Origin of the sequence: Pseudomonas phoenicis, from assembly GCF_047302395.1 — a bacterium.
GTDB lineage: Bacteria > Pseudomonadota > Gammaproteobacteria > Pseudomonadales > Pseudomonadaceae > Aquipseudomonas.
The window spans coordinates 3513778-3534604 of record NZ_CP154852.1; the positions used below are offsets into that span (position 1 = coordinate 3513778).

Sequence of the window (20827 nt, forward strand, 5' to 3'; positions counted from 1 at the left end):
CCTGGGCTGTGGGGTTTTGCAGACCCTTCCAACAGCGTGTTTACATTTTGTCGTATGGGTAGATAATACCACTGTGTTTACATTTTCAGCAAAAGCGAAACAAGACGCTACCTACGCCTACCAGGGCGGCGGACGCGGGTTGCCCGTCTCGCGTATCGCCGTGTTGGAAGACTTCGTGCAGGGCGCCTTGCGTCCCGACCTGACCCTGATCTTCGACCTGCCGGTGCAGGTAGGCCTTGCGCGCGCCGCAGCCCGCGGCAGGCTGGACCGCTTCGAGCAGGAAGGCGGCGACTTCTTCGAAGCGGTGCGCCGTACCTATCTTGAACGCTCGGGCACTGCCCCCGAACGCTACCGTCTGATCGACGCTGCGCAGCCCTTGGAAAGCGTGCAGCGCCAGCTCGATGGGCTGTTGCCCGACATTCTGGACCGGTGCCGTGGCTGAATCCTTCCCTTGGCAGGCCTCGTTGTGGCAGCAAATGGCTGGCCGTGACCAGCATGCCCATGCCTATCTGCTGCATGGCCCACAGGGCATCGGCAAGCGCGCGCTGGCCGAACGGTTGATGGCACTGCTGTTATGCCAGCAGCCGCAGGCGGGAGACGCCTGTGGCCAGTGCAAGTCATGCCTGCTGTTGCAGGCCGGCACGCATCCCGACCACTTCGTCTTGCAGCCTGAAGAAGCCGACAAGCCGATCAAGGTCGACCAGGTCCGGGAGCTGGTTGCGTTCGTCGTGCAGACCGCGCAACTGGGCGGACGCAAGGTGGTGATCATCGAGCCGGCCGAGGCGATGAACGTCAATGCCGCGAACGCTCTGCTCAAAAGCCTGGAAGAGCCCTCGGGCGATACCGTGCTGGTGCTGGTCAGCCACCAGCCGAGCCGTTTGCTGCCGACCGTCAAGAGCCGCTGCCAGCAGATCGCCTGTCCGCTGCCCGACCAGGCCCAGAGCCAGACGTACCTGGCTGCGGCATTGCCCGAAGCGGATGCCCAGGAGCGTGAAGAACTGCTGGCCCTCGCCTGTGGCTCGGCGCTGTTGGCGGTCACTTTGCAGGAGCAGGGCGTGCGCGAGCAGCGTGCGTTGGTGGTCGACGGGGTGAAGAAGTTGCTCAAACAGCAGAAGTCGCCCAGCCAACTGGCCGAAGCCTGGAATGGCGTGCCACTGCTGCGCCTGTTCGATTGGTTCTGCGACTGGTCGCATCTGCTGCTGCGTTATCAACTGACCCAGGACGAACAAGGCTTGGGCATGCCCGACATGCGCAAGGTCGTCCAGTATCTGGCGCAGAAAAGCCGCCAATCCAGCGTGCTCGACCTGCAAGTGTGGGTATTGGAGCAGCGGCAAAAAGTGCTCGGCAAAGCCAACCTCAACCGCGCCTTGTTGCTCGAGGCCTTGCTGGCCCGCTGGGCGCAGCTGCCCGGTTCGCGCTGAAACCCATTTTCCGACGGATACCTGTTTTCCATGCTCGTAGACTCGCATTGCCACCTCGATCGACTCGACCTCAGCAGCCACCAAGGCTCGCTCGACGCCGCATTGCAAGCGGCGCGCGACCGGGGGGTGGGGCACTTCCTGTGCATCGGCGTCAGTGCCGACAACGCCGGTGCGGTCAAGGCGCTCAGCGAGCGATACGCCGACGTCGATTGCGCCGTGGGCATCCATCCCCTCGACGTCACACCGGGACAGGCTCCGGCCCTCGATTGGTTGCTGGGCGAGCTGGCCCATCCGCATGTCGTCGCCATCGGCGAAACCGGCCTGGACTATCACTACGAGCCCGAGGCGGCCGAGGTGCAGCAAGCCTCGTTCCGCTTGCATCTGCAAGCCTCGCAGCAGACGGGCAAGCCGGTCGTGGTGCATACCCGTGCCGCCCGCGCCGATACCTTGGACTTGCTGCGCGAATTCAGCTTGCCGCAGGCCGGCGTGCTGCACTGCTTCACCGAAGACTGGGCGATGGCCAAGGCGGCGCTGGATCTGGGCTACTACATTTCGCTCTCGGGTATCGTCACTTTCCGCAATGCCGACGCGTTGCGCGACGTCGCACGGCAGGTGCCTGCCGATCGTCTGTTGGTGGAGACCGACTCGCCTTACTTGGCCCCCATCCCCCACCGTGGCAAACCCAATCTGCCGCAATACGTGCGTGAGGTGGCGGAGTTCGTCGCCTCAGTGCGCAGCGAAAGCTACGAGGGCTTGGCCGAACAGACCACCGCAAACTTCAAGCGGCTGTTCCCGCTGGCGCGAGTCGCTTGACGCTCCTGTCGACCAGGTAAAAAAAACCCGGGTCCGGGGGGGCGGATTCCGGGTCAAGACCATTAGGAGTAGAACAAGGGCGCTCGGTCCATGGCGCCTGCGCCGACGCTTCGCCAGGGGGTGCTAGACGTCGGCCTTTTCAGTATTGGCCAGGATCGGCGCAGTGCCAGTTCCGTTGATCATTTTTTAAGCAGATGTACGATGTGCCGCCGAACGGTCTGCGCAGGCGGTGGCGAGCAGGAGCCTGGCTGGTTGCCCCAAGTCATCGTTCGCCGGTGTCGATTTCGATGTTCCGTGCAATTTGCTGACGGTTAGGCATAATAATCCGCTTCGTTTTCAGCCAGTCCTTCCCATGCAGAAAGAATCTCGTAAGGTCCGTGAGTTCCGCCGCCGCGAGCAGGAAATCCTCGATACCTCTCTCAAGCTGTTTCTTGAGCAAGGCGAAGACAGCGTCACCGTCGAGCTGATCGCCGACACCGTCGGCATTGGCAAAGGCACGATCTACAAGCACTTCAAGTCCAAGGCCGAGATCTACCTGCGGCTGATGCTCGACTACGAAGGTGACCTCAACCGCTTGTTGCATTCCGACGACGTGGACCGCGACCAGGAAGCCCTGTCGCGTGCCTATTTCGAATTCCGTATGCGCGACCCCCAGCGTTACCGCTTGTTCGACCGGCTCGAAGAGAAGGTCGTCAAAGGCAATCAGGTGCCGGAGATGGTCGAGGAACTGCACCGTATCCGCGCGTCGAACTTCGAACGCCTGACCCTGCTCATCAAAGGTCGCATCAGCGAAGGCAAGCTCGAAGACGTTCCGCCGTACTTCCACTATTGTGCCGCCTGGGCGTTGGTTCACGGCGCGGTGGCGCTGTACCACTCGCCGTTCTGGAGCAATGTGCTGGAAGACCAAGAGGGGTTCTTCCAGTTCTTGATGGACATCGGCGTGCGCATGGGCAACAAGCGCAAACGCGATCCCGAGCCGCTCGCCTGAACCTGCACACCATTCGCACACCTGGCGCAAAAGCTGCATTGCACCCCTGAACGCCGGGTTTTCGACGCCGGTAGGGAGAGGAAGGATGCGGAGTCTGGTCTTGCTGCTGGCGCTGTGTGCGTTGGGCGGCTGCATGAACGTGAGCGATATGGGCGAGGGCGTGCGCTATCACATGAGCGACGCCGGCTTGCTCGATCACAGTGACACCCGGCGTACCCTGTCGATCCGCCTCCAGCCAGATTCCTACATCCTGATCGGGCAGGGCGCTTTCGTGCCGCCCGGCAAAGGGCCGCAACCCCGACAGAACGTGGTGGCTGAAGAGGCCTTCAAAGCTTTCGTCGAGTATTTCCCTCTGGTGCGCCGCGCCGACGGACCGCTGGGGCTGGAGGAAGCATTGGCCCAGGCGCGTTCGCTAGGCGCGCACTATGTGCTCTACACCCGCTACGCGCGCACCGACGACCGTATCGGCAATGGCGACCAGTGGTACGACGAACAGGCAGTCGACCGGTTGGGCTGGGATTCGGGAGTGGTGCAGATGATGCTCATCGAAACCAGCACCCGTTATCTGATCGATACCGTGCGGATCAAGAGCCGTGGCGGTTTGTTGACGCTGCACGACAACAAACCCGAAGATTTGCTCGGCGCCCCCATGCGCGAGTACGCTCGAAGCCTTCTAGGCATGAGTCGCTGAGGGTGTGATGACCGAGTCGGACAAGGCGGGTGAATTGCTGGCACAGATTCCCAAAGGGCAGGCACGGGCGCCCGTGCACCTGTGGAATCCGGATTTCTGCGGCGACATCGACATGCGCATCGCCCGCGATGGCACTTGGTACTACCTGGGTACACCCATAGGACGCAAACCCATGGTGCGCCTGTTCTCGTCGATCCTGCGCCGGGAGGGCGACGATTACTTCTTGGTCACGCCGGTCGAAAAGGTCGGCATCCGTGTCGACGATGCGCCCTTCGTGGCGGTCCTGCTGGAGGTGACAGGGCAGGGCGAGCAGCAGGTGCTGCGTTTCACTACCCAGGTCGACGAGCAGATCGAAGCGGGGCCGGAGCATCCGATAGAGGTGCAGGTCGATGCGCATTCCGCCGAACCATCGCCCTACCTGCGCGTGCACGACAACCTGCATGCACTGATCCACCGCAGCGTGTTCTATCAGATGGTGGAGCTGGCCGTACCCAAGATCATCGATGGCCGGCAGTGGTTGGGCGTATGGAGTTCGGGAACGTTCTATCCGATTGGCGAGACCGAGTGAAGCCTCACGCGCGCTTCATGTGGCGACCATAAAAAAACCTCCAGTGCGTAGGCATCTGGAGGTTTTCGTTTGGCTCCGCGACCTGGACTCGAACCAGGGACCCAATGATTAACAGTCATTTGCTCTACCGACTGAGCTATCGCGGAATGTGTGCGTATGTTACTGATTGCAAAGGGGAAGTCAACCTTCCCCAGCGCATTCGAGCGTTACAGCACTTCCACGATGGCTTTGGTCACGACGTGGATGTTCGACTGATTGAGCGCCGCGACGCAAATGCGTCCGGTGTCCAGGGCATAAATGCCGAACTGCTCCTTCAGACGCGCCACCTGCTCGGCGCTCAGGCCTGAATAGGAGAACATCCCACGCTGGCGACCCACGAAGCTGAAATCGCGCTGCGCGCCATAGTGTGCCAGCAACTCGACCATCTGCTTGCGCATGCCATGGATGCGCTGGCGCATCTCGCCCAGCTCGGTTTCCCACATCTGCCGCAGCTCAGGGCTGTTGAGCACCGCCGCGACCACGCTGGCGCCATGGGTGGGCGGGTTGGAGTAGGTGGTGCGAATGACCCGCTTGACCTGCGACAGCACGCGTGTGGCCTCATCCTTCGAACCCGTGACGATCGACAGCGCGCCGACACGCTCGCCATACAGCGAGAAGGATTTGGAGAACGAGCTGGACACGAAGAAGTCCAGGCCGGATTCGGCGAACAGGCGCACGGCGAAAGCGTCTTCGTCGATGCCGTCGCCAAAGCCTTGGTAGGCCATGTCGAGGAAGGGCACATGACCCTTGGCCTTGACCACGTCCAGCACGTTTTTCCAGTCGTCCAGGCTCAGGTCTACACCGGTAGGGTTATGGCAGCAGGCGTGCAGCACGATGATCGAGCCCGACGGCAGTTGCTGCAGGTCTTCGAGCATCCCGGCGCGGTTGACGTCGTGGCTGGCGGCGTCGTAGTAGCGGTAGTTCTGCACTGGGAAACCGGCGGTTTCGAACAGCGCACGATGGTTTTCCCAGCTCGGGTCGCTGATCGCCACTGCGGCGTCGGGGCTCAGGCGCTTGAGGAAGTCGGCACCGATCTTCAAAGCGCCCGTGCCGCCCACGGCCTGTACGGTGACGACTCGGCCGGCGGCCAGCAACGGCGACTCGGCGCCGAACAACAGCTTCTGCACCGCCTGGTCGTAGCTGGCAATGCCGTCGATGGGCAGATAGCCACGCGAGAGCTGCTGCTCGGTGCGCTGACGCTCGGCTTCGATCACGGCACGCAGCAGCGGAATTCGACCGGTTTCGTCGGAATAAACGCCCACGCCCAGATTGACCTTGTCGGTACGAGGATCGGCGTTGAATGCTTCGTTGAGGCCCAGAATGGGATCGCGGGGTGCCAGCTCGACAGCGGAAAACAGGCTCATTTTACCTTGGCTCTGATTGAAGGATGGGAGCACGCGCACCCTTCAGCCGACATGCACTGAAGCGGTGCACAAACGGGGAGTCAGTATAGTGATGACACGGCTGTACTGCGAAAGTCTGGCGCAGGATTTCCAGCGATTGACGCAATTTTTTTCCAACCATCGATCAGTTTGCCCGGTCCACTGCATAGCGACCGGTCGAGTGGCAGGGGAAAGGGTTCTCCAGGCTACCCGAATGGGTATAAACTACTGGTTAAATTTACAGGTGGCAGAGGTCTCTCATGTCCGAGTTCCAGCTCGTTACCCGCTTCGAGCCCGCTGGCGACCAGCCCGAAGCCATCCGCCAGATGGTCGAAGGCATCCACGCCGGGCTTGCGCATCAGACCTTGCTCGGCGTCACCGGCTCCGGCAAGACCTTCAGCATCGCCAACGTCATCGCCCAGGTGAAGCGCCCCACACTCATCCTGGCGCCCAACAAGACCCTCGCGGCGCAGCTGTACGGGGAGTTCAAGGCGTTCTTCCCCAACAACGCGGTCGAATATTTCGTCTCCTATTACGACTACTACCAGCCCGAAGCCTACGTGCCGTCGTCCGACACCTTCATCGAGAAGGATGCCTCGATCAACGACCACATCGAGCAGATGCGCCTGTCGGCCACCAAAGCCCTGCTCGAACGACGCGACGCCATCATCGTCACCACGGTGTCGTGCATCTACGGCCTGGGTAGCCCCGACACCTACCTGAAGATGGTGCTGCACATCGACCGCGGCGACAAATTCGACCAGCGCGCGCTGCTGCGCCGTCTTGCCGACCTGCAGTACACGCGCAACGAGATGGACTTCGCCCGTGCCACGTTCAGGGTACGCGGCGATGTGATCGACGTCTTCCCGGCCGAGTCGGACCTCGAAGCCATCCGCATCGAGCTGTTCGACGACGAGGTGGAGAACATCGCCGCCTTCGATCCGCTGACCGGTGAGGTGATCCGCAAGCTGCCACGCTTCACCTTCTACCCCAAGACCCACTACGTCACGCCGCGCGGCACCTTGCTGGAAGCCATAGAGGGCATCAAGGTCGAGCTCAAGGACCGGCTCGAATACCTGCACAAGCACAACAAGCTGGTCGAAGCCCAGCGCCTCGAGCAACGGACCCGTTTCGACCTGGAGATGATGCTGGAGTTGGGCTATTGCAACGGCATCGAGAACTACTCCCGCTACCTGTCAGGACGGCCTTCGGGCGCCGCGCCGCCTACGCTGTACGATTACCTGCCCGCAGACGCGTTGCTGGTGATCGACGAGTCGCACGTCAGCGTGCCCCAGGTCGGCGCGATGTACAAAGGCGACCGCTCGCGCAAGGAAACCCTGGTGGAATATGGCTTCCGCCTGCCGTCGGCGTTGGACAACCGGCCCATGCGTTTCGACGAATGGGAGGCCATCACGCCGCAGACCATCTTCGTCTCGGCCACGCCAGGGCCCTATGAAACCGAGCACGCCGGGCGCGTCGTGGAGCAGGTGGTGCGTCCTACCGGGCTGGTCGATCCACCCGTGGAGGTGCGCTCGGCGCTGACCCAGGTCGACGACTTGCTGTCGGAAATCCGCAAGCGCGTGGAGATTGGCGAACGAGTACTGGCGACCACGTTGACCAAGCGCATGTCCGAAGACCTGACCGACTACCTGGCCGACCATGGCGTCAAGGTGCGTTACCTGCACTCGGACATCGACACCGTGGAACGGGTAGAGATCATCCGCGACCTGCGTCTGGGCACCTTCGACGTGCTGGTGGGGATCAACCTGCTGCGCGAGGGCCTGGACATGCCGGAGGTGTCGTTGGTGGCGATCCTCGATGCCGACAAAGAGGGCTTCCTGCGCTCGGACCGCTCGCTGATCCAGACCATCGGCCGCGCCGCGCGCAACCTCAATGGGCGTGCCATTCTTTACGGCGACCAGATCACCGGTTCCATGCGCCGGGCGATCGATGAAACCGAGCGGCGGCGCGAGAAGCAGATGGCGTTCAACGAAGCGCACGGCATCGTGCCCAAAGGCGTGGTCAAGGACATCACCGATATCCTCGAAGGCGCGACCGTACCGGGGGCGCGTAGCAAGAAACGCAAAGGCGCGGCGAAGGCGGCGGAGGAGAGCGCACGGGCCGAGGCCGAACTGAAGACGCCGGCCGACATCACCAAGCGCATCAAGCAGCTTGAGGAGCGCATGTTCCAGGCCGCACGGGACCTTGAGTTCGAGACCGCAGCGCAGTTGCGTGATGAAGTGGGCAAGCTGCGCGATCGGTTGATCACCACGTAAGGGTATGCAGGGCGGGGCGGTCCGCGCCAGATCGACCCGTCCTGCGTCATGCAGGCCCAGTCTCACGACTGCGGTCTGCCATGGCTGGAGCAGCATGCCTGCTCCCTGCTACCATTCGCGCCTTTGTTTCATTGCCTTCCGAGACCTTCCATGACCACCGTTCGCACGCGCATCGCGCCATCGCCCACTGGCGATCCCCACGTCGGCACCGCCTATATCGCCTTGTTCAACTACTGCTTCGCCAAGCAGCACGGCGGTGAGTTCATCCTGCGCATCGAGGACACCGATCAACTGCGCTCGACGCGCGAGTCGGAACAGCAGATTTTCGACGCATTGCGCTGGCTCGGTATCGAGTGGAACGAAGGCCCCGACGTGGGTGGCCCGCATGGCCCCTATCGGCAGAGCGAGCGCGGCGAAATCTATGCCCGCTACGCCAAGCAGCTAGTCGATGCCGGGCATGCCTTCTATTGCTTCTGCACGGCCGAAGAGCTCGATCAGATGCGCGCCGAACAGATGGCCCGTGGCGAAACCCCGCGCTATGACGGCCGCGCCTTGCAACTGAGCGAAGAAGACGTACAGCGCCGCCTGGCCGCAGGCGAGCCGCACGTGATCCGCATGAAAGTGCCCACTGAAGGTGTCTGCGTGGTGCCGGACATGCTGCGTGGCGATGTGGAGATTCCATGGGACCGCATGGACATGCAGGTGCTGATGAAGAACGACGGCCTGCCGACCTACTTCCTGGCCAACGTGGTCGACGACCACCTCATGGGCATCACCCATGTGCTGCGCGGCGAGGAATGGCTGCCTTCGGCGCCCAAGCTGATCAAGCTCTACGAGTATTTCGGTTGGGAGCAACCCAAACTCTGCTACATGCCGCTGCTGCGCAATCCGGACAAAAGCAAACTGTCCAAGCGCAAGAACCCTACCTCGGTGACTTTCTACGAGCGGATGGGCTTCATGCCCGAAGCCATGCTGAACTACCTGGGCCGCATGGGCTGGTCGATGCCCGACGAGCGCGAGAAGTTCTCGCTGGCCGAGATGGTCGAACATTTCGACCTGTCCCGCGTTTCCTTGGGCGGGCCGATTTTCGACATCGAGAAGCTGTCGTGGCTCAACGGTCAGTGGCTGCGTGAATTGCCGGTCGAGCAGTTCGCCGCACGCTTGCAGCAATGGGCATTCAACAGCGATTACATGATGCGCATCGCCCCCCATGTGCAGGGCCGTGTCGAAACCTTCAGCCAGGTCGTGCCTTTGGCTGGTTTCTTCTTCGAAGGCGGCGTGAAGCCAGATGCCAGCCTGTTCGAGAGCAAGAAGCTCAGTGCCGATCAGGTTCGCCAAGTCGTGCAATTGATCCTGTGGAAGCTCGAAGGCTTGCGGCAGTGGGAGAAGGAACGCATCACCGCCTGCATTCAGGCCGTGGTCGAGGCGTTGTCGCTGAAGCTGCGCGATGCGATGCCATTGATGTTCGCCGCCATCACCGGCCAGGCCAGTTCGGTCTCCGTGCTCGATGCCATGGAAATTCTCGGGCCGGACCTTACCCGCTATCGCTTGCGCCAGGCGCTCGACCTGTTGGGTGGCGTTTCCAAGAAGGAAAACAAGGAGTGGGAAAAGCTGCTGACCACGATTGCCTGAAGCATGAGGGTGAAAGAGCTGGGTGAGTGACAGGGCTTAGCGGAGGCTGCGGCCTGTACGTTCAAATGCGTTGGCAGTAGGGCGGGGCGGTAAGTGACTGTTATCTGAGAATTTTTTTTTGATATTTTTCGAAAATAAGTTTGACAGGTCGACGCTCGGAACTTAATATGCGCCCCGTCCACAGCGATGAACCACATGAAGCGCCAGGCACCCAGCCAGCGATTCGGTTGATCGAGACATTGTGGGGCTATAGCTCAGCTGGGAGAGCGCCTGCATGGCATGCAGGAGGTCAGCGGTTCGATCCCGCTTAGCTCCACCACATTCCGCTTCATGATTGAAACCATGAAGCAAGACCAGGTCCAGCGCCTGGCCTTGAAGGTAAGAAGGTTCGTCCCCTTCGTCTAGTGGCCTAGGACACCGCCCTTTCACGGCGGTAACAGGGGTTCGAGTCCCCTAGGGGACGCCAGTTTTGCACAAGCGACGATTGTTTCGTCGCTGGGCCGAGAGGCTAAAAATCCGGGGCTATAGCTCAGCTGGGAGAGCGCCTGCATGGCATGCAGGAGGTCAGCGGTTCGATCCCGCTTAGCTCCACCAATTTTGCCAGGATGTGTGAAAGCGCATCTGCACGAAGGTTACAAGTCCCCTTCGTCTAGTGGCCTAGGACACCGCCCTTTCACGGCGGTAACAGGGGTTCGAGTCCCCTAGGGGACGCCACTTTTACCCGCGTTTTGCGGGACTTAAAGAGGCTCATTCGCAGATTGAATGAGCCTTTTGTTTTCGGGGCTATAGCTCAGCTGGGAGAGCGCCTGCATGGCATGCAGGAGGTCAGCGGTTCGATCCCGCTTAGCTCCACCATTTCTGCCAGGATGCGCCAAGACGCATCTGCACGAAGGTTACATGTCCCCTTCGTCTAGTGGCCTAGGACACCGCCCTTTCACGGCGGTAACAGGGGTTCGAGTCCCCTAGGGGACGCCATTTTTCACTCGCGTTTTGCGAGACTTCAAAGGCTCATTCGCATATTGAATGGGCCTTTTGTTTTTTCCGGTATTCGTTCATGCCTCCAGCCCTGGCTGTGCAGTCGGCAACGCAAGGGCACATCCGTTAAACTCGGTCGCTCACCTGATCGTCGGAGCCGCTATGAGCTGGGACTTGGCAACGCCATTCATCATCGACCTGCGTGTCGGCGCCGAAGACATCGACGGTCTCGGTCACGCCAACAATGCCGCCTATGTCACCTGGCTGGAGCGTTGCGCCTGGCGCCATTCCCAGCGTCTGGGTCTGGATCTGGTCGAGTACCGTCGGCTGGATCGGGCCATGGCAGTGGTTCGCCATGAAATCGATTACCTGGCGGCCGGTTACGAAGACGACGAACTGCAACTGGCGACCTGGATCGTCGAATGGGACCAGCGCCTGCGCATGCAGAGACGCTTTCAGCTCAAGCGGCCGCGCGATGGCGTTACATTGCTGCGTGCGCAAACCACGTTCGCTTGTATCGAGCTGTCCACCGGCAAGCCCAAGCGCATGCCGAAAGAATTCATCGAAGGCTACGGGCCGGCCTTGGCCAGTGCTTGAACGACCGTCCTGCGCGGTCGTCTTTTCCCCGAGAATCGTTTATGCAAATTGCCTTGGCCCCCATGGAGGGGCTGGTCGACAACATCCTGCGCGACGTGCTGACGCGTGTCGGGGGTGTCGACTGGTGCGTCACCGAATTCATCCGCATCAGTGATCGCCTGCTGCCGGCGTCCTCGTTCCACAAGCTGGCGCCTGAGCTACGCAATGGGGCGCGGACGGCGGCAGGTGTGCCCATGCGCGTGCAATTGCTCGGCTCCGATCCTCACTGCCTGGCCGACAACGCTGCGTTGGCCTGCGAGTTGGGTGCGCCGGTGATCGACCTGAACTTCGGTTGCCCGGCCAAGACGGTGAACAAGTCGCGCGGTGGCGCCGTGCTGCTCAAAGAGCCCGAACTGTTGCACGCCATCGTCCGCGAAGTGCGCCGCGCCGTCCCTTCGCACATACCCGTCACGGCCAAGATGCGCCTGGGCTTCGAGACACCGGACGGCGCCTTGGAATGCGCTACGGCATTGGCCGAAGGCGGGGCGGAACACTTGGTGGTGCATGCCCGTACCAAGGTGCAGGGTTACAAGCCGCCTGCGCATTGGGAATGGGTAGCGCGGGTGCAGGACGTGGTCCGGGTGCCGGTGTTCGCCAATGGCGAAATCTGGACCGTCGATGATTGGCAACGCTGCCGCGAGGTCAGTGGCGCAGAGCACATCATGCTGGGTCGTGGCCTGGTGTCGCGGCCAGATCTTGCCTTGCAGATCGCTGCCGTACGCAACGGCCTGCCTCCAGAGCCGCTGCAATGGACGGCCTTGTTGCCGCTGCTGCAGTGCTTCTGGAGGCAGGCCCAGGACAAGTTGTCGCCACGCTATGCGCCAGGCCGGTTGAAGCAATGGTTGGCCATGCTGACGCGCAGCTATCCGGAAGCGGTGTCCCTGTTCGCGCAGGTGCGGCGCAGCGAGGACTGCCAGGCCATCACCCAGCTTTTGGATCTGCCGATCGCACCCAGGCAACACGACCATGTGAGTGTGGCCTGAGGGCCACCGAAAAAATTTTCAGCACATGCCTTGAAAGCGATTTGTCGGCCCCTATCTATTTGAGTACGCGATGCCGAAGTCGGGTCGCGCAGTGACTTTACTTGCTGAATCTCAGGAGTTTATGACCATGACTACCGCTTTCTCTCTCGCTCCCCTGTTCCGCCATTCCGTTGGCTTCGACCGTTTCAACGACCTGTTCGAATCGGCCGCCCGCAATGAGTCGGGCAGCAGCTACCCGCCCTACAACGTTGAGCGCCACGGCGACGATCAGTACCGCATCGTCATCGCTGCGGCAGGTTTTCTCGAACAAGACCTGGACCTGCAAGTGGAAAAGGGTGTGCTGACGGTGACCGGCAGCAAGCGCGACGCGGGCGCCAGTGAGGTGACCTACCTGCATCAAGGCATCGCACAGCGTGCCTTCAAACTGTCGTTCCGCCTGGCCGACCACATCGAGGTCAAGGCCGCAGGTTTGGCCAACGGTCTGCTCAACATCGAGCTGCTGCGCCTGGTGCCGGAAGAGGCCAAGGCCAAGCGTATCCCGATCAACGGCGAAGCCAACGTGCTGAATTGATCTGGTAGAGCGCCATCCGGTAGCACGCTGCAAGAAAGGGCACCTTCGGGTGCCCTTTTTCGTTGCCGCTACGAGGCAGCCTGTTCGAGCAAGGTGCGGAATCGCTCGAGCGGCAGCGGTCGGCTGTGCAGGTAGCCCTGATAGCAATGGCAGCCCAGACCCTCGAGGAAGGCCAGCTGCTCGGGCTGTTCCACGCCTTCGGCAATGACGGTCAAGCCCAGGCTGTGCGCCATGGCCACGATGGCGCGGACGATCTCGGCGTCGTTGGGGTCGGTGGTTGCGTCGCGCACGAAAGTCTGGTCGATCTTCAGAGCATCGACAGGCAAGCGCTTGAGGTAGGTGAGCGAGGAATAGCCAGTGCCGAAGTCGTCCATCGCGAAGCCCACGCCCTGACGTTTGAGCTCATGCATCTTGCCGATGGTCTCTTCCAGGTTGCGGATGACGATGCCTTCGGTGATCTCCAGCTTCAGCACACGGGGCGGTAACCGATACGTCTCGAGGCTGTGCAGCACGCGCTCGACGAAGTCGCTTTGGCGAAATTGCCGCGGGCTGATGTTGACGCACAGGCTGAAAGTCTGCGCATCGACCAGGCCGTCAGCGACCAGAGCAGCGCAAGCGGCGCATGCCTGATCGAGAATCCAGTGGCCCACCTCGACGATCAGCCCGCTCTCTTCGAGCACCTGGATGAACTGCCCCGGCGATTGCTGGCCCAGTTGCGGGTGATGCCAGCGCAGCAGCGCTTCGGCGCCGACGATGCGTCGTTCGCGCGCATCGACCTGGGGCTGGAAGTGCAGCGTCAGCTCATCCCTGGCCAGCGCCGCGCGCAGCTCGTTTTCCATGCGCAAACGCTCGCTGGCGGCCTTTTGCATGGTGTCGTGGAAGAGCTGCGTGGTGTTGCGTCCGAAATCCTTGGCGCGGTAGAGGGCGATGTCCGCGCGTTTGAGCAGGTCGGCAGGCGTCGTGCCATGGTCGGGTATCAGCGCTATGCCGATGCTGGGCGTCACCTGCAAGCACTGACCTTCGAGCGACATCGGCGCGGCGAGCAAGCCGCGCAGGGTATCGGCCAACTCCCGGACAGTGCGTTCGACCGTCTCACGATCGCCCTGCAGCCCGCTGATCAGTACCACGAACTCGTCGCCACCCAGGCGTGCGACCGTATCTTGCTGGCGCACGCTGGCTTCCAGGCGAGCGGTGACGATCTTGAGCACCGTATCGCCTACCGGGTGGCCCAGCGAGTCGTTGATGTGCTTGAAATGGTCGAGGTCGAGAAACAGCAGGGCGCCTCTCAGGTCACGCTGCCGCAGCCAGGCGATCTGCTGGCTGAGGCGGTCCATCAGCAGGGCGCGGTTGGGTAGGTTGGTCAAAGGGTCGTGGTAGGCGAGATGGCGGATCTGCGCCTGGGCCTCGCGCAGCAGGCTGACGTCGCGTGCGGTCAGCAGCAGGCACTCCACGCCATCGAGCGTGATCGGTTCAACCGACACTTCCACGTTGAGGATGTCGCCCCGCTTGCTACGCGCCAACATTTCCCGATTGAGGGCCCGGCCCTTGCCTCTGATCTCGGCAATCAATCCGGCGCGCTGCTCGTCGTCGGCCCAGATGGCAAGGTCGCGCACCGTGCGGCCCAGCACTTCATTGGGGCTGTAGCCGGTCAGGCGACAGAATCCATCGTTGATCTCGATGTAACGGCCCGTGGCGAATTCGGTGATGGTGATGGCGTCGGGGCTGGAGTGGAACGCCTTGGCGAACTTCTCTTCGCTGGCCTTGAGCGCCGCCTCGGCGCGCTGCTGTTGAGTGATGTCGCGCAGGGTGGTGACGCGGCAGGGTTGGTCGTCGACGCTGATCGAGCGGCTGGAAATCACGCAGGTCAACGCGGTGCCGTCGCGGTGGTGCGCCTGCACGGCGACGTTGTCCAGCTCCTCGCCCCGTAACGCCCGCTCGCGGTGCTCGAGGCGCTGCGCCGTACCCGCCCACAGGCCGAGTTGTTCGCAGGTGCGGCCGATCGCTTGGTCGGCGGGCCAGCCGAACGTCTGGGTGAAGGCCGGGTTGATTTCGACGAACTGGCCCGTGTCCTGGCGAGTGACGCAGATCGGATCGGGGCTGACCAGGAACAGGCTGGCGAATTTTTCTTCCGAAGCGCCCAGGCGCTGCTCGCGCTCGACCTGTTCGGTGATGTCGAGCAGGGTGCCGGCCATGCGCAGCGGTTGGCCCTGTTCGTCGCGATACAGCCGCGCGCGGCTTTCGATGTAGCGCGACGCGCCCTGCGCGAGTTGCACGCGGTAAGTGATCTGGTAATTGCCGGCCGGCCCCTCGCGCAGGCTGCGGTAGGCCTTGCGCATGTCCGTGCGCTCAGGCTCGGACACGCCTTCGAAAAAAGCCTCGAACGACTCGTGGAACGGCACCGGCTCGAGCCCGTGCAGCTGCGCCGCGCGGGCCGAGCCATAGAGCAGGCCGCTGGGAATGTGCCAGTCCCAGGTGCCCAGTTGCGCCGAGTCCAGTGCCAGGTCGAGCCGTTCCTGGCTGTCCAGTAGGGCCTGTTCGTCGCGTTTGCGATCGGTGGTGTCGACGAAGGTGCTGATCAGGTGCGTGACGCCTTCGAGCTCGATGCTCTGGGTCGAGAGAATGCCATCGTGGACCTTGCCGTCCATGGCCCGGAACTGCACCTCGAGGGTCACCGGGCCACTGTTGTCGCGCGTAGCCTCCAACACGTGCAGGCGCTGTCGCAGGTCCACCCACAGACCCACCTCCAACGTAGTCCGGCCGACGACGTGGGCGCCCGGCCAACCCAGGGTGTGTTCGAAGTGCTGGTTGACCTCGAAGATCATGCCGTCATGGCGACGACTGAGCAGGATGACGTCCGGACTGAGCTGAAACAGCGTGGCGAAGCGTTTTTCCGAGTTCATCAGCGCGGTTTCGCGTTCGCGCTGGCGGGTGACTTCACGCACCACGCCAATCATCTGCCGCCGCCCATTGCCGTCCAGCGTCAGGCTGCCGCTGATTTCCAACCAGTGCAGGCTGCCGTCGGGCCAACGGATGCGATGGCGCATGGCCTGGCGTACCGGCTGACCGTCGAGCACGGCCTGGAAGGCCTGGCGGGTGCGCTCGCGGTCTTCTTCGGGCAGCAGGTCAAGGTAGTCGATGTCGTTGGGCAGCGCGCAGTGCGGGTCGAAGCCGAACAGCGCATGGGTGCCGCGCGACCAGCTCACGCGGCCGCTGTCGATGTCCCACAGCCAGGCACCCAGGTGCGCGCCATTGAGCGCGGCGAGCAATTGCGGGGCGTTCTGCCAGGCCTGTTCGCAAGCTTGGGGGTCGACGGCGGGGATGCGCGGCAGGCGCGTGGAGCGATCAGCGGAGTTGGGCATCGATAGCGGACCTTGGGGACAAACGGCGCCCCTGGCGATGGAGGGCGTCTGACAGGCGCTCAATGCGCGTCGGCAGAACTGTCGAGCAGCGCCATGAAGGCTTTGGCCGCATTCGATAGCGTTCGTTCGGTGTGCTGGATGTAGCCCAGGCGACGCGACAACTGGATGCCGTCCAGGACGATGGAAGCGACTTGCTCGTCGAGCATGGTGCGCGGCAACACGCTCCAGGCGAGGCCGATCGAAACCATCATCTTGATGGTTTCCAGGTAGTTGGTGCTCATGGCGATGTTCGGCGCCAAACCCTGACTTTCGAACAGGCGCTGCACGATGTGGTGGGTGAACGTGTTGCCGCCGGGGAATACGGCCGAGTGCGCCGCGACCTCGGCCAGCGTGACCCCTTTGCCACGCGCCAGCGGATGCTCGGGCGCGGCGACGAAATCCAGCGCGTCGGTCCAGACCGGTACGGCACGCACCAGTGGGTGGGGCTCGGGAGCCAGGGTGATGACGGCGACCTCGGCGCGACCATGGAGAATTTCATCGTAGGCCGCTTCCGAATCCATGAACTGAATGTCCAGTGCCACTTCCGGGTACTGGCGGGTGAAGGTGCGCAGCAGCGGAGGTAGGCGATGCAGGCCGATGTGATGGCTGGTGGCGAGGGTCAGGCGACCTCCGACCTCGCCGGTCAGATTGGTCAGTGCGCGTCGCGTATCGTCGAGCACATTGAGGATCTGGTAGGCCCGCGGCAGCAGCGCGCGGCCGGCCTCGGTCAGGGTCACCTCGCGGCCCAGGCGGTCGAACAGGCGCACGTCGAGCTGCTGCTCCAGGCCGGCGATGCGCTTGCTGATCGCCGGCTGGGTCAGGTGCAGGCGCTCGCCGGCAGCGGAAAAGCTGCTGCACTCGGCGACGGCGATGAAGGCGCTGAGGTTGGCCAAGTCCACAAGGGATTCCCAATGGTTATGCAAAGTATGAAAAATATGAATTTGAGTTATCCAATGTAACCCCATAGCATTCGCCCATACAAGCCAAGTGGTCTTTGGCATAGAAAGACGCTGATGAGGAACAGTCCGATGGCTGGCAAAACGCTCTACGACAAGCTCTGGGAAGCACACGAGGTCAAGCGCCGTGACGATGGTTCGTCGCTGATCTACATCGATCGCCACATCATCCATGAAGTGACTTCGCCCCAGGCTTTCGAGGGCCTGCGCATGGCCAAGCGCCAACCCTGGCGCATCGATGCCAACATCGCCACCCCCGACCACAACGTGCCGACCACGCCGGAGCGCAAGGGCGGTATCGCGGCCATCGCCGATCAGGTCTCGCGTCTGCAGGTGCAGACCCTCGACGAGAACTGCGACGAGTATGGCATCGTCGAATTCAAGATGAACGACGAGCGCCAGGGCATCGTCCACGTCATCAGCCCCGAGCAGGGCGCCACCTTGCCGGGCATGACCGTGGTCTGTGGCGATTCGCACACTTCCACCCATGGTGCCTTCGGCGCACTGGCCCACGGTATCGGCACCTCCGAAGTCGAGCACGTGCTGGCCACCCAGTGCCTGGTGGCCAAGAAAATGAAGAACATGCTGGTGCGCGTCGAAGGCACGTTGCCGGTCGGTGTCACCGCCAAGGACATCGTGCTCGCCGTGATCGGCGAAATCGGCACGGCGGGCGGCAACGGTCATGCCATGGAGTTCGCCGGGAGCGCCATCCGCGATCTGTCGATGGAAGGGCGCATGACCATCTGCAACATGTCGATCGAGGCGGGTGCCCGGGTCGGCCTGGTCGCCGTCGACGACACCACCGTCGACTACGTCGAAGGCCGCCCCTATGCACCCAAGGGCGAGCAGTGGCCGTTGGCCGTCGCCGCCTGGAAAGGTCTGGTGTCCGACGCCGATGCCGTGTTCGACACCGTGGTCGAATTGGATGCCGCGCAGATCAAGCCGCAGGTCAGCTGGGGCACCTCGCCGGAGATGGTCCTGGCCGTCGATCAGTGCGTGCCGGACCCTGCCGCCGAGCCCGACCTGGTCAAGCGTGGCTCCATCGAACGCGCACTGCGCTACATGGGCCTGAGCGCCAACCAGGCGATCACCGACATCAAGCTCGATCGCGTATTCATCGGCTCGTGCACCAACTCGCGCATCGAAGACCTGCGCGCCGCTGCCGCCATCGCCAAAGGGCGCAAGGTGGCCGCCAACGTCAAGCAGGCGCTGGTGGTGCCGGGCTCGGGCCTGGTCAAGGCCCAGGCCGAGCGCGAAGGGCTGGACAAGATCTTCGTCGAAGCGGGCTTCGAATGGCGCGAGCCAGGCTGCTCGATGTGCCTGGCGATGAACCCGGACCGCCTGGAAAGTGGCGAGCATTGCGCGTCCACCTCCAACCGCAACTTCGAAGGCCGGCAGGGCGCCGGTGGCCGTACCCACCTGGTCAGCCCGGCGATGGCCGCCGCTGCGGCCGTTACCGGCCACTTCATCGATGTCCGCGAGTTGATCCAAGGGAGCGCAGCATGAAAGCCTTCACCCAGCACACCGGTTTGGTCGCGCCATTGGATCGCGCCAATGTCGACACCGACCAGATCATCCCCAAGCAGTTTCTCAAGTCGATCAAACGCACCGGCTTTGGCCCGAACCTGTTCGACGAGTGGCGCTACCTCGACGTGGGCCAACCTTACCAGGACAACAGCAAGCGCCCGCTGAACACCGAGTTCGTCCTCAATCACGCACGCTACCAGGGTGCCAGCGTCTTGCTCGCGCGCGAGAACTTCGGTTGCGGCTCGAGCCGCGAGCATGCGCCTTGGGCGCTGGACGAATACGGCTTCCGCAGCGTGATCGCGCCGAGTTTCGCCGACATCTTCTACAACAACAGCTTCAAGAATGGCCTGTTGCCGATCATCCTCAGCGACGAGGAGGTCGATGAGCTGTTCGAGCAGGTCGAGGCGACCCCTGGCTATCAACTGGTGGTCGACTTGCAGGCCCAGGCCGTAACCCGTCCCGATGGCAAAGTGCTGCATTTCGAGATCGACGCCTTTCGCAAGCACTGCTTGCTCAATGGACTGGACGACATCGGCCTGACCTTGCAGGACGGCGAGTCGATCAAGACCTTCGAGGACAAACACCGCGCCAGCCAACCCTGGTTGTTCCGCGACGCATGAGGGCCGCAAGGCTGCGCGAGCGTACCTACGCGTAGCGCAGCCCAGGCGTCGAGCCATGCACTTGCCCAAGCATCGCGTGCGTTGGGCCCGGCGCTACGGCAGTATCAGCAGATCAACGGCGATGGTTTGCCCCACACTTGAAGTGCTCGGCGGCAGCCACGCAGCATCAGTTTTTTCGGCGCGGCCGCCTGCGCCGCATCGATCCAAGGCATAGAGGAACGCATGAGCAAGCAGATTCTGATTCTCCCAGGTGATGGCATCGGCCCGGAAATCATGGCCGAGGCCGTCAAGGTGCTCGACGTTGCCAACGACAAGTTCCAGCTGGGCTTCACCCTCGAGCACGACGTCATCGGTGGCGCGGCCATCGACAAGCACGGCGTGCCGCTGGCCGACGAGACCCTGGAGCGGGCGCGTCAAGCCGATGCGGTGTTGTTGGGCGCGGTCGGCGGGCCGAAATGGGACAAGATCGAGCGTGACATCCGCCCCGAGCGCGGCCTGCTGAAGATCCGCGCGCAACTGGGCCTGTTCGCCAACCTGCGCCCGGCGATCCTCTATCCGCAACTGGCCGACGCTTCGTCGCTCAAACCCGAGATCGTTGCGGGGCTCGACATCCTCATCGTGCGCGAGCTCACCGGCGGCATCTACTTCGGCGCGCCGCGCGGCCAGCGCGAGCTCGAAGGCGAGGAGCGCCAGGCCTACGACACCCTGCCGTACAGCGAAAGCGAGATCCGCCGCATCGCCCGTGTCGGCTTCGACATGGCCCGTGTGCGCGGCAAGAAGCTGTGCTCGGTCGACAAGGCCAACGTCCTGGCTTCCAGCCAGCTGTGGCGCGAAGTGGTGGAGGAGGTGGCCAAGGACTACCCGGACGTCGAGCTCAGCCACATGTACGTGGACAATGCCGCCATGCAACTGGTGCGCGCGCCCAAGCAGTTCGACGTGATGGTCACCGACAACATGTTCGGCGACATCCTTTCGGACGAAGCTTCGATGCTCACCGGCTCCATCGGCATGCTGCCCTCGGCCTCGCTCGACGCCAACAACAAAGGCATGTACGAGCCCTGCCACGGTTCGGCGCCGGACATCGCCGGCCAGGGCATCGCCAACCCGCTGGCGACCATCCTGTCGGTGTCGATGATGCTGCGCTACAGCTTCGACCAGGCCCAAGCCGCCGACGCCATCGAGCAGGCCGTCAGCCAGGTGCTGGACCAGGGTTTGCGCACCGGCGACATCTTCTCCGAAGGCAGCCGCAAGGTCGGTACCCGAGAAATGGGCGATGCAGTAGTCGCGGCCCTGCGGAATCTGTAATCTCTCTGGCCCGCCACCTCTTCCCTGTCGGTGGCGGCCCACTTTT

At 62.7% G+C, this 20827-nt stretch carries 16 protein-coding genes, 7 tRNA genes and 1 pseudogene; 20 read left to right on the forward strand and 4 right to left on the reverse strand.

What is annotated here, in order from left to right; translation table 11 throughout:
* Window positions 1-103: 103 nt before the first annotated feature.
* The 6 genes and pseudogenes from AA0Z93_RS15790 to AA0Z93_RS15815 form a co-directional block, all read left to right on the forward strand.
* Window positions 104-442: pseudogene (locus AA0Z93_RS15790) on the forward strand (dTMP kinase); the annotation flags it as partial.
* Window positions 435-1421, forward strand: coding sequence for a DNA polymerase III subunit delta' (locus tag AA0Z93_RS15795; RefSeq protein WP_413047984.1), 987 nt, complete (start codon window positions 435-437; stop codon window positions 1419-1421). The pseudogene AA0Z93_RS15790 and the gene AA0Z93_RS15795, both read left to right, overlap by 8 nt.
* Before the next feature lie 30 nt (window positions 1422-1451).
* Window positions 1452-2234 carry a TatD family hydrolase gene (locus tag AA0Z93_RS15800; RefSeq protein ID WP_413047983.1) on the forward strand — a complete coding sequence of 261 codons (783 nt, stop codon included), beginning with the start codon at window positions 1452-1454 and terminating at the stop codon, window positions 2232-2234.
* Between the two features lie 352 nt (window positions 2235-2586).
* Window positions 2587-3222, forward strand: a complete 636-nt coding sequence (locus tag AA0Z93_RS15805) for a TetR/AcrR family transcriptional regulator (protein ID WP_313740034.1) — start codon at window positions 2587-2589, stop codon at window positions 3220-3222.
* Between the two features lie 85 nt (window positions 3223-3307).
* On the forward strand, window positions 3308-3913 hold the full coding sequence (locus tag AA0Z93_RS15810) for a DUF4823 domain-containing protein (protein ID WP_413047982.1): 606 nt from the start codon (window positions 3308-3310) through the stop codon (window positions 3911-3913).
* 7 nt (window positions 3914-3920) lie between these two features.
* A complete protein-coding gene (locus tag AA0Z93_RS15815) occupies window positions 3921-4481 on the forward strand; it encodes a DUF1285 domain-containing protein (RefSeq protein WP_413047981.1) in 561 nt (186 codons plus the stop codon).
* Window positions 4482-4551: 70 nt separating this feature from the next.
* Here the strand turns inward: AA0Z93_RS15815 and AA0Z93_RS15820 are convergent.
* Together AA0Z93_RS15820 and AA0Z93_RS15825 are read right to left on the reverse strand one after the other, a co-directional pair.
* Window positions 4552-4627 (reverse strand) — tRNA-Asn (locus AA0Z93_RS15820).
* A 60-nt stretch (window positions 4628-4687) separates the two neighbouring features.
* Complete coding sequence (locus AA0Z93_RS15825; protein WP_413047980.1) at window positions 4688-5884, reverse strand: amino acid aminotransferase; 1197 nt, start codon at window positions 5882-5884, stop codon at window positions 4688-4690.
* Window positions 5885-6162: 278 nt separating this feature from the next.
* Here AA0Z93_RS15825 and uvrB point away from each other — a divergent pair, with 278 nt between their 5' ends.
* The 11 genes from uvrB (at window position 6163) to AA0Z93_RS15880 (ending at window position 12975) form a co-directional block, all read left to right on the forward strand.
* Window positions 6163-8178, forward strand: a complete 2016-nt coding sequence (gene uvrB / locus AA0Z93_RS15830) for an excinuclease ABC subunit UvrB (protein ID WP_413047979.1) — start codon at window positions 6163-6165, stop codon at window positions 8176-8178.
* A 150-nt stretch (window positions 8179-8328) separates the two neighbouring features.
* The gene (gene gltX, locus AA0Z93_RS15835; protein ID WP_413047978.1) at window positions 8329-9810 is read left to right on the forward strand and encodes a glutamate--tRNA ligase; all 1482 of its coding nucleotides are present in this window, start codon (window positions 8329-8331) and stop codon (window positions 9808-9810) included.
* Between the two features lie 243 nt (window positions 9811-10053).
* A tRNA-Ala gene (locus tag AA0Z93_RS15840) sits at window positions 10054-10129 on the forward strand.
* 71 nt (window positions 10130-10200) lie between these two features.
* Window positions 10201-10276: transfer RNA gene (locus AA0Z93_RS15845), tRNA-Glu, on the forward strand.
* Window positions 10277-10328: 52 nt separating this feature from the next.
* Window positions 10329-10404: transfer RNA gene (locus AA0Z93_RS15850), tRNA-Ala, on the forward strand.
* 44 nt (window positions 10405-10448) lie between these two features.
* Window positions 10449-10524 (forward strand) — tRNA-Glu (locus AA0Z93_RS15855).
* Between the two features lie 65 nt (window positions 10525-10589).
* Window positions 10590-10665, forward strand: a tRNA-Ala gene (locus AA0Z93_RS15860).
* A gap of 44 nt (window positions 10666-10709) precedes the next feature.
* A tRNA-Glu gene (locus tag AA0Z93_RS15865) sits at window positions 10710-10785 on the forward strand.
* 162 nt (window positions 10786-10947) lie between these two features.
* On the forward strand, window positions 10948-11382 hold the full coding sequence (locus tag AA0Z93_RS15870) for an acyl-CoA thioesterase (RefSeq protein WP_413047977.1): 435 nt from the start codon (window positions 10948-10950) through the stop codon (window positions 11380-11382).
* A gap of 41 nt (window positions 11383-11423) precedes the next feature.
* Window positions 11424-12404, forward strand: a complete 981-nt coding sequence (locus AA0Z93_RS15875; protein WP_413047976.1) for a tRNA dihydrouridine synthase — start codon at window positions 11424-11426, stop codon at window positions 12402-12404.
* A 127-nt stretch (window positions 12405-12531) separates the two neighbouring features.
* Window positions 12532-12975: an Hsp20 family protein gene (locus AA0Z93_RS15880; protein ID WP_413047975.1), complete on the forward strand. Its 444-nt coding sequence runs from the start codon at window positions 12532-12534 to the stop codon at window positions 12973-12975.
* 68 nt (window positions 12976-13043) lie between these two features.
* Here AA0Z93_RS15880 and AA0Z93_RS15885 read toward each other — a convergent pair whose 3' ends face one another.
* Both AA0Z93_RS15885 and AA0Z93_RS15890 read right to left on the reverse strand, forming a co-directional pair.
* Window positions 13044-16334 (reverse strand): EAL domain-containing protein, encoded by a 3291-nt coding sequence (locus tag AA0Z93_RS15885; protein ID WP_413047974.1) that lies wholly within the window; start codon window positions 16332-16334, stop codon window positions 13044-13046.
* A gap of 59 nt (window positions 16335-16393) precedes the next feature.
* Window positions 16394-17272, reverse strand: a complete 879-nt coding sequence (locus AA0Z93_RS15890) for a LysR family transcriptional regulator (RefSeq protein ID WP_413047973.1) — start codon at window positions 17270-17272, stop codon at window positions 16394-16396.
* Window positions 17273-17401: 129 nt separating this feature from the next.
* Between AA0Z93_RS15890 and leuC the strand changes: the two genes are divergently transcribed.
* The 3 genes from leuC to leuB all read left to right on the forward strand — a co-directional run bounded on the left by leuC (window position 17402) and on the right by leuB (window position 20781).
* Complete coding sequence (gene leuC / locus AA0Z93_RS15895) at window positions 17402-18835, forward strand: 3-isopropylmalate dehydratase large subunit (RefSeq protein ID WP_413047972.1); 1434 nt, start codon at window positions 17402-17404, stop codon at window positions 18833-18835.
* The gene (gene leuD / locus AA0Z93_RS15900) at window positions 18832-19476 is read left to right on the forward strand and encodes a 3-isopropylmalate dehydratase small subunit (RefSeq protein ID WP_413047971.1); all 645 of its coding nucleotides are present in this window, start codon (window positions 18832-18834) and stop codon (window positions 19474-19476) included. The genes leuC and leuD overlap by 4 nt, the downstream gene beginning before the upstream one ends.
* A gap of 222 nt (window positions 19477-19698) precedes the next feature.
* Window positions 19699-20781 carry a 3-isopropylmalate dehydrogenase gene (gene leuB / locus AA0Z93_RS15905; RefSeq protein ID WP_413047970.1) on the forward strand — a complete coding sequence of 361 codons (1083 nt, stop codon included), beginning with the start codon at window positions 19699-19701 and terminating at the stop codon, window positions 20779-20781.
* The last annotated feature ends 46 nt before the right edge of the window (window positions 20782-20827 follow it).

Bases quoted from the DNA above. Each gene is read 5' to 3' on its own strand.
- AA0Z93_RS15800 (WP_413047983.1), top strand. From the start codon at position 1,452: ATGCTCGTAGACTCGCATTGCCACCTCGATCGACTCGACCTCAGCAGC.
- AA0Z93_RS15805 (WP_313740034.1), top strand. From the start codon at position 2,587: ATGCAGAAAGAATCTCGTAAGGTCCGTGAGTTCCGCCGCCGCGAGCAG.
- AA0Z93_RS15810 (WP_413047982.1), top strand. From the start codon at position 3,308: ATGCGGAGTCTGGTCTTGCTGCTGGCGCTGTGTGCGTTGGGCGGCTGC.
- AA0Z93_RS15815 (WP_413047981.1), top strand. From the start codon at position 3,921: ATGACCGAGTCGGACAAGGCGGGTGAATTGCTGGCACAGATTCCCAAA.
- AA0Z93_RS15825 (WP_413047980.1), bottom strand. From the start codon at position 5,884: ATGAGCCTGTTTTCCGCTGTCGAGCTGGCACCCCGCGATCCCATTCTG.
- uvrB (WP_413047979.1), top strand. From the start codon at position 6,163: ATGTCCGAGTTCCAGCTCGTTACCCGCTTCGAGCCCGCTGGCGACCAG.
- gltX (WP_413047978.1), top strand. From the start codon at position 8,329: ATGACCACCGTTCGCACGCGCATCGCGCCATCGCCCACTGGCGATCCC.
- AA0Z93_RS15870 (WP_413047977.1), top strand. From the start codon at position 10,948: ATGAGCTGGGACTTGGCAACGCCATTCATCATCGACCTGCGTGTCGGC.
- AA0Z93_RS15875 (WP_413047976.1), top strand. From the start codon at position 11,424: ATGCAAATTGCCTTGGCCCCCATGGAGGGGCTGGTCGACAACATCCTG.
- AA0Z93_RS15880 (WP_413047975.1), top strand. From the start codon at position 12,532: ATGACTACCGCTTTCTCTCTCGCTCCCCTGTTCCGCCATTCCGTTGGC.
- AA0Z93_RS15885 (WP_413047974.1), bottom strand. From the start codon at position 16,334: ATGCCCAACTCCGCTGATCGCTCCACGCGCCTGCCGCGCATCCCCGCC.
- leuC (WP_413047972.1), top strand. From the start codon at position 17,402: ATGGCTGGCAAAACGCTCTACGACAAGCTCTGGGAAGCACACGAGGTC.
- leuD (WP_413047971.1), top strand. From the start codon at position 18,832: ATGAAAGCCTTCACCCAGCACACCGGTTTGGTCGCGCCATTGGATCGC.
- leuB (WP_413047970.1), top strand. From the start codon at position 19,699: ATGAGCAAGCAGATTCTGATTCTCCCAGGTGATGGCATCGGCCCGGAA.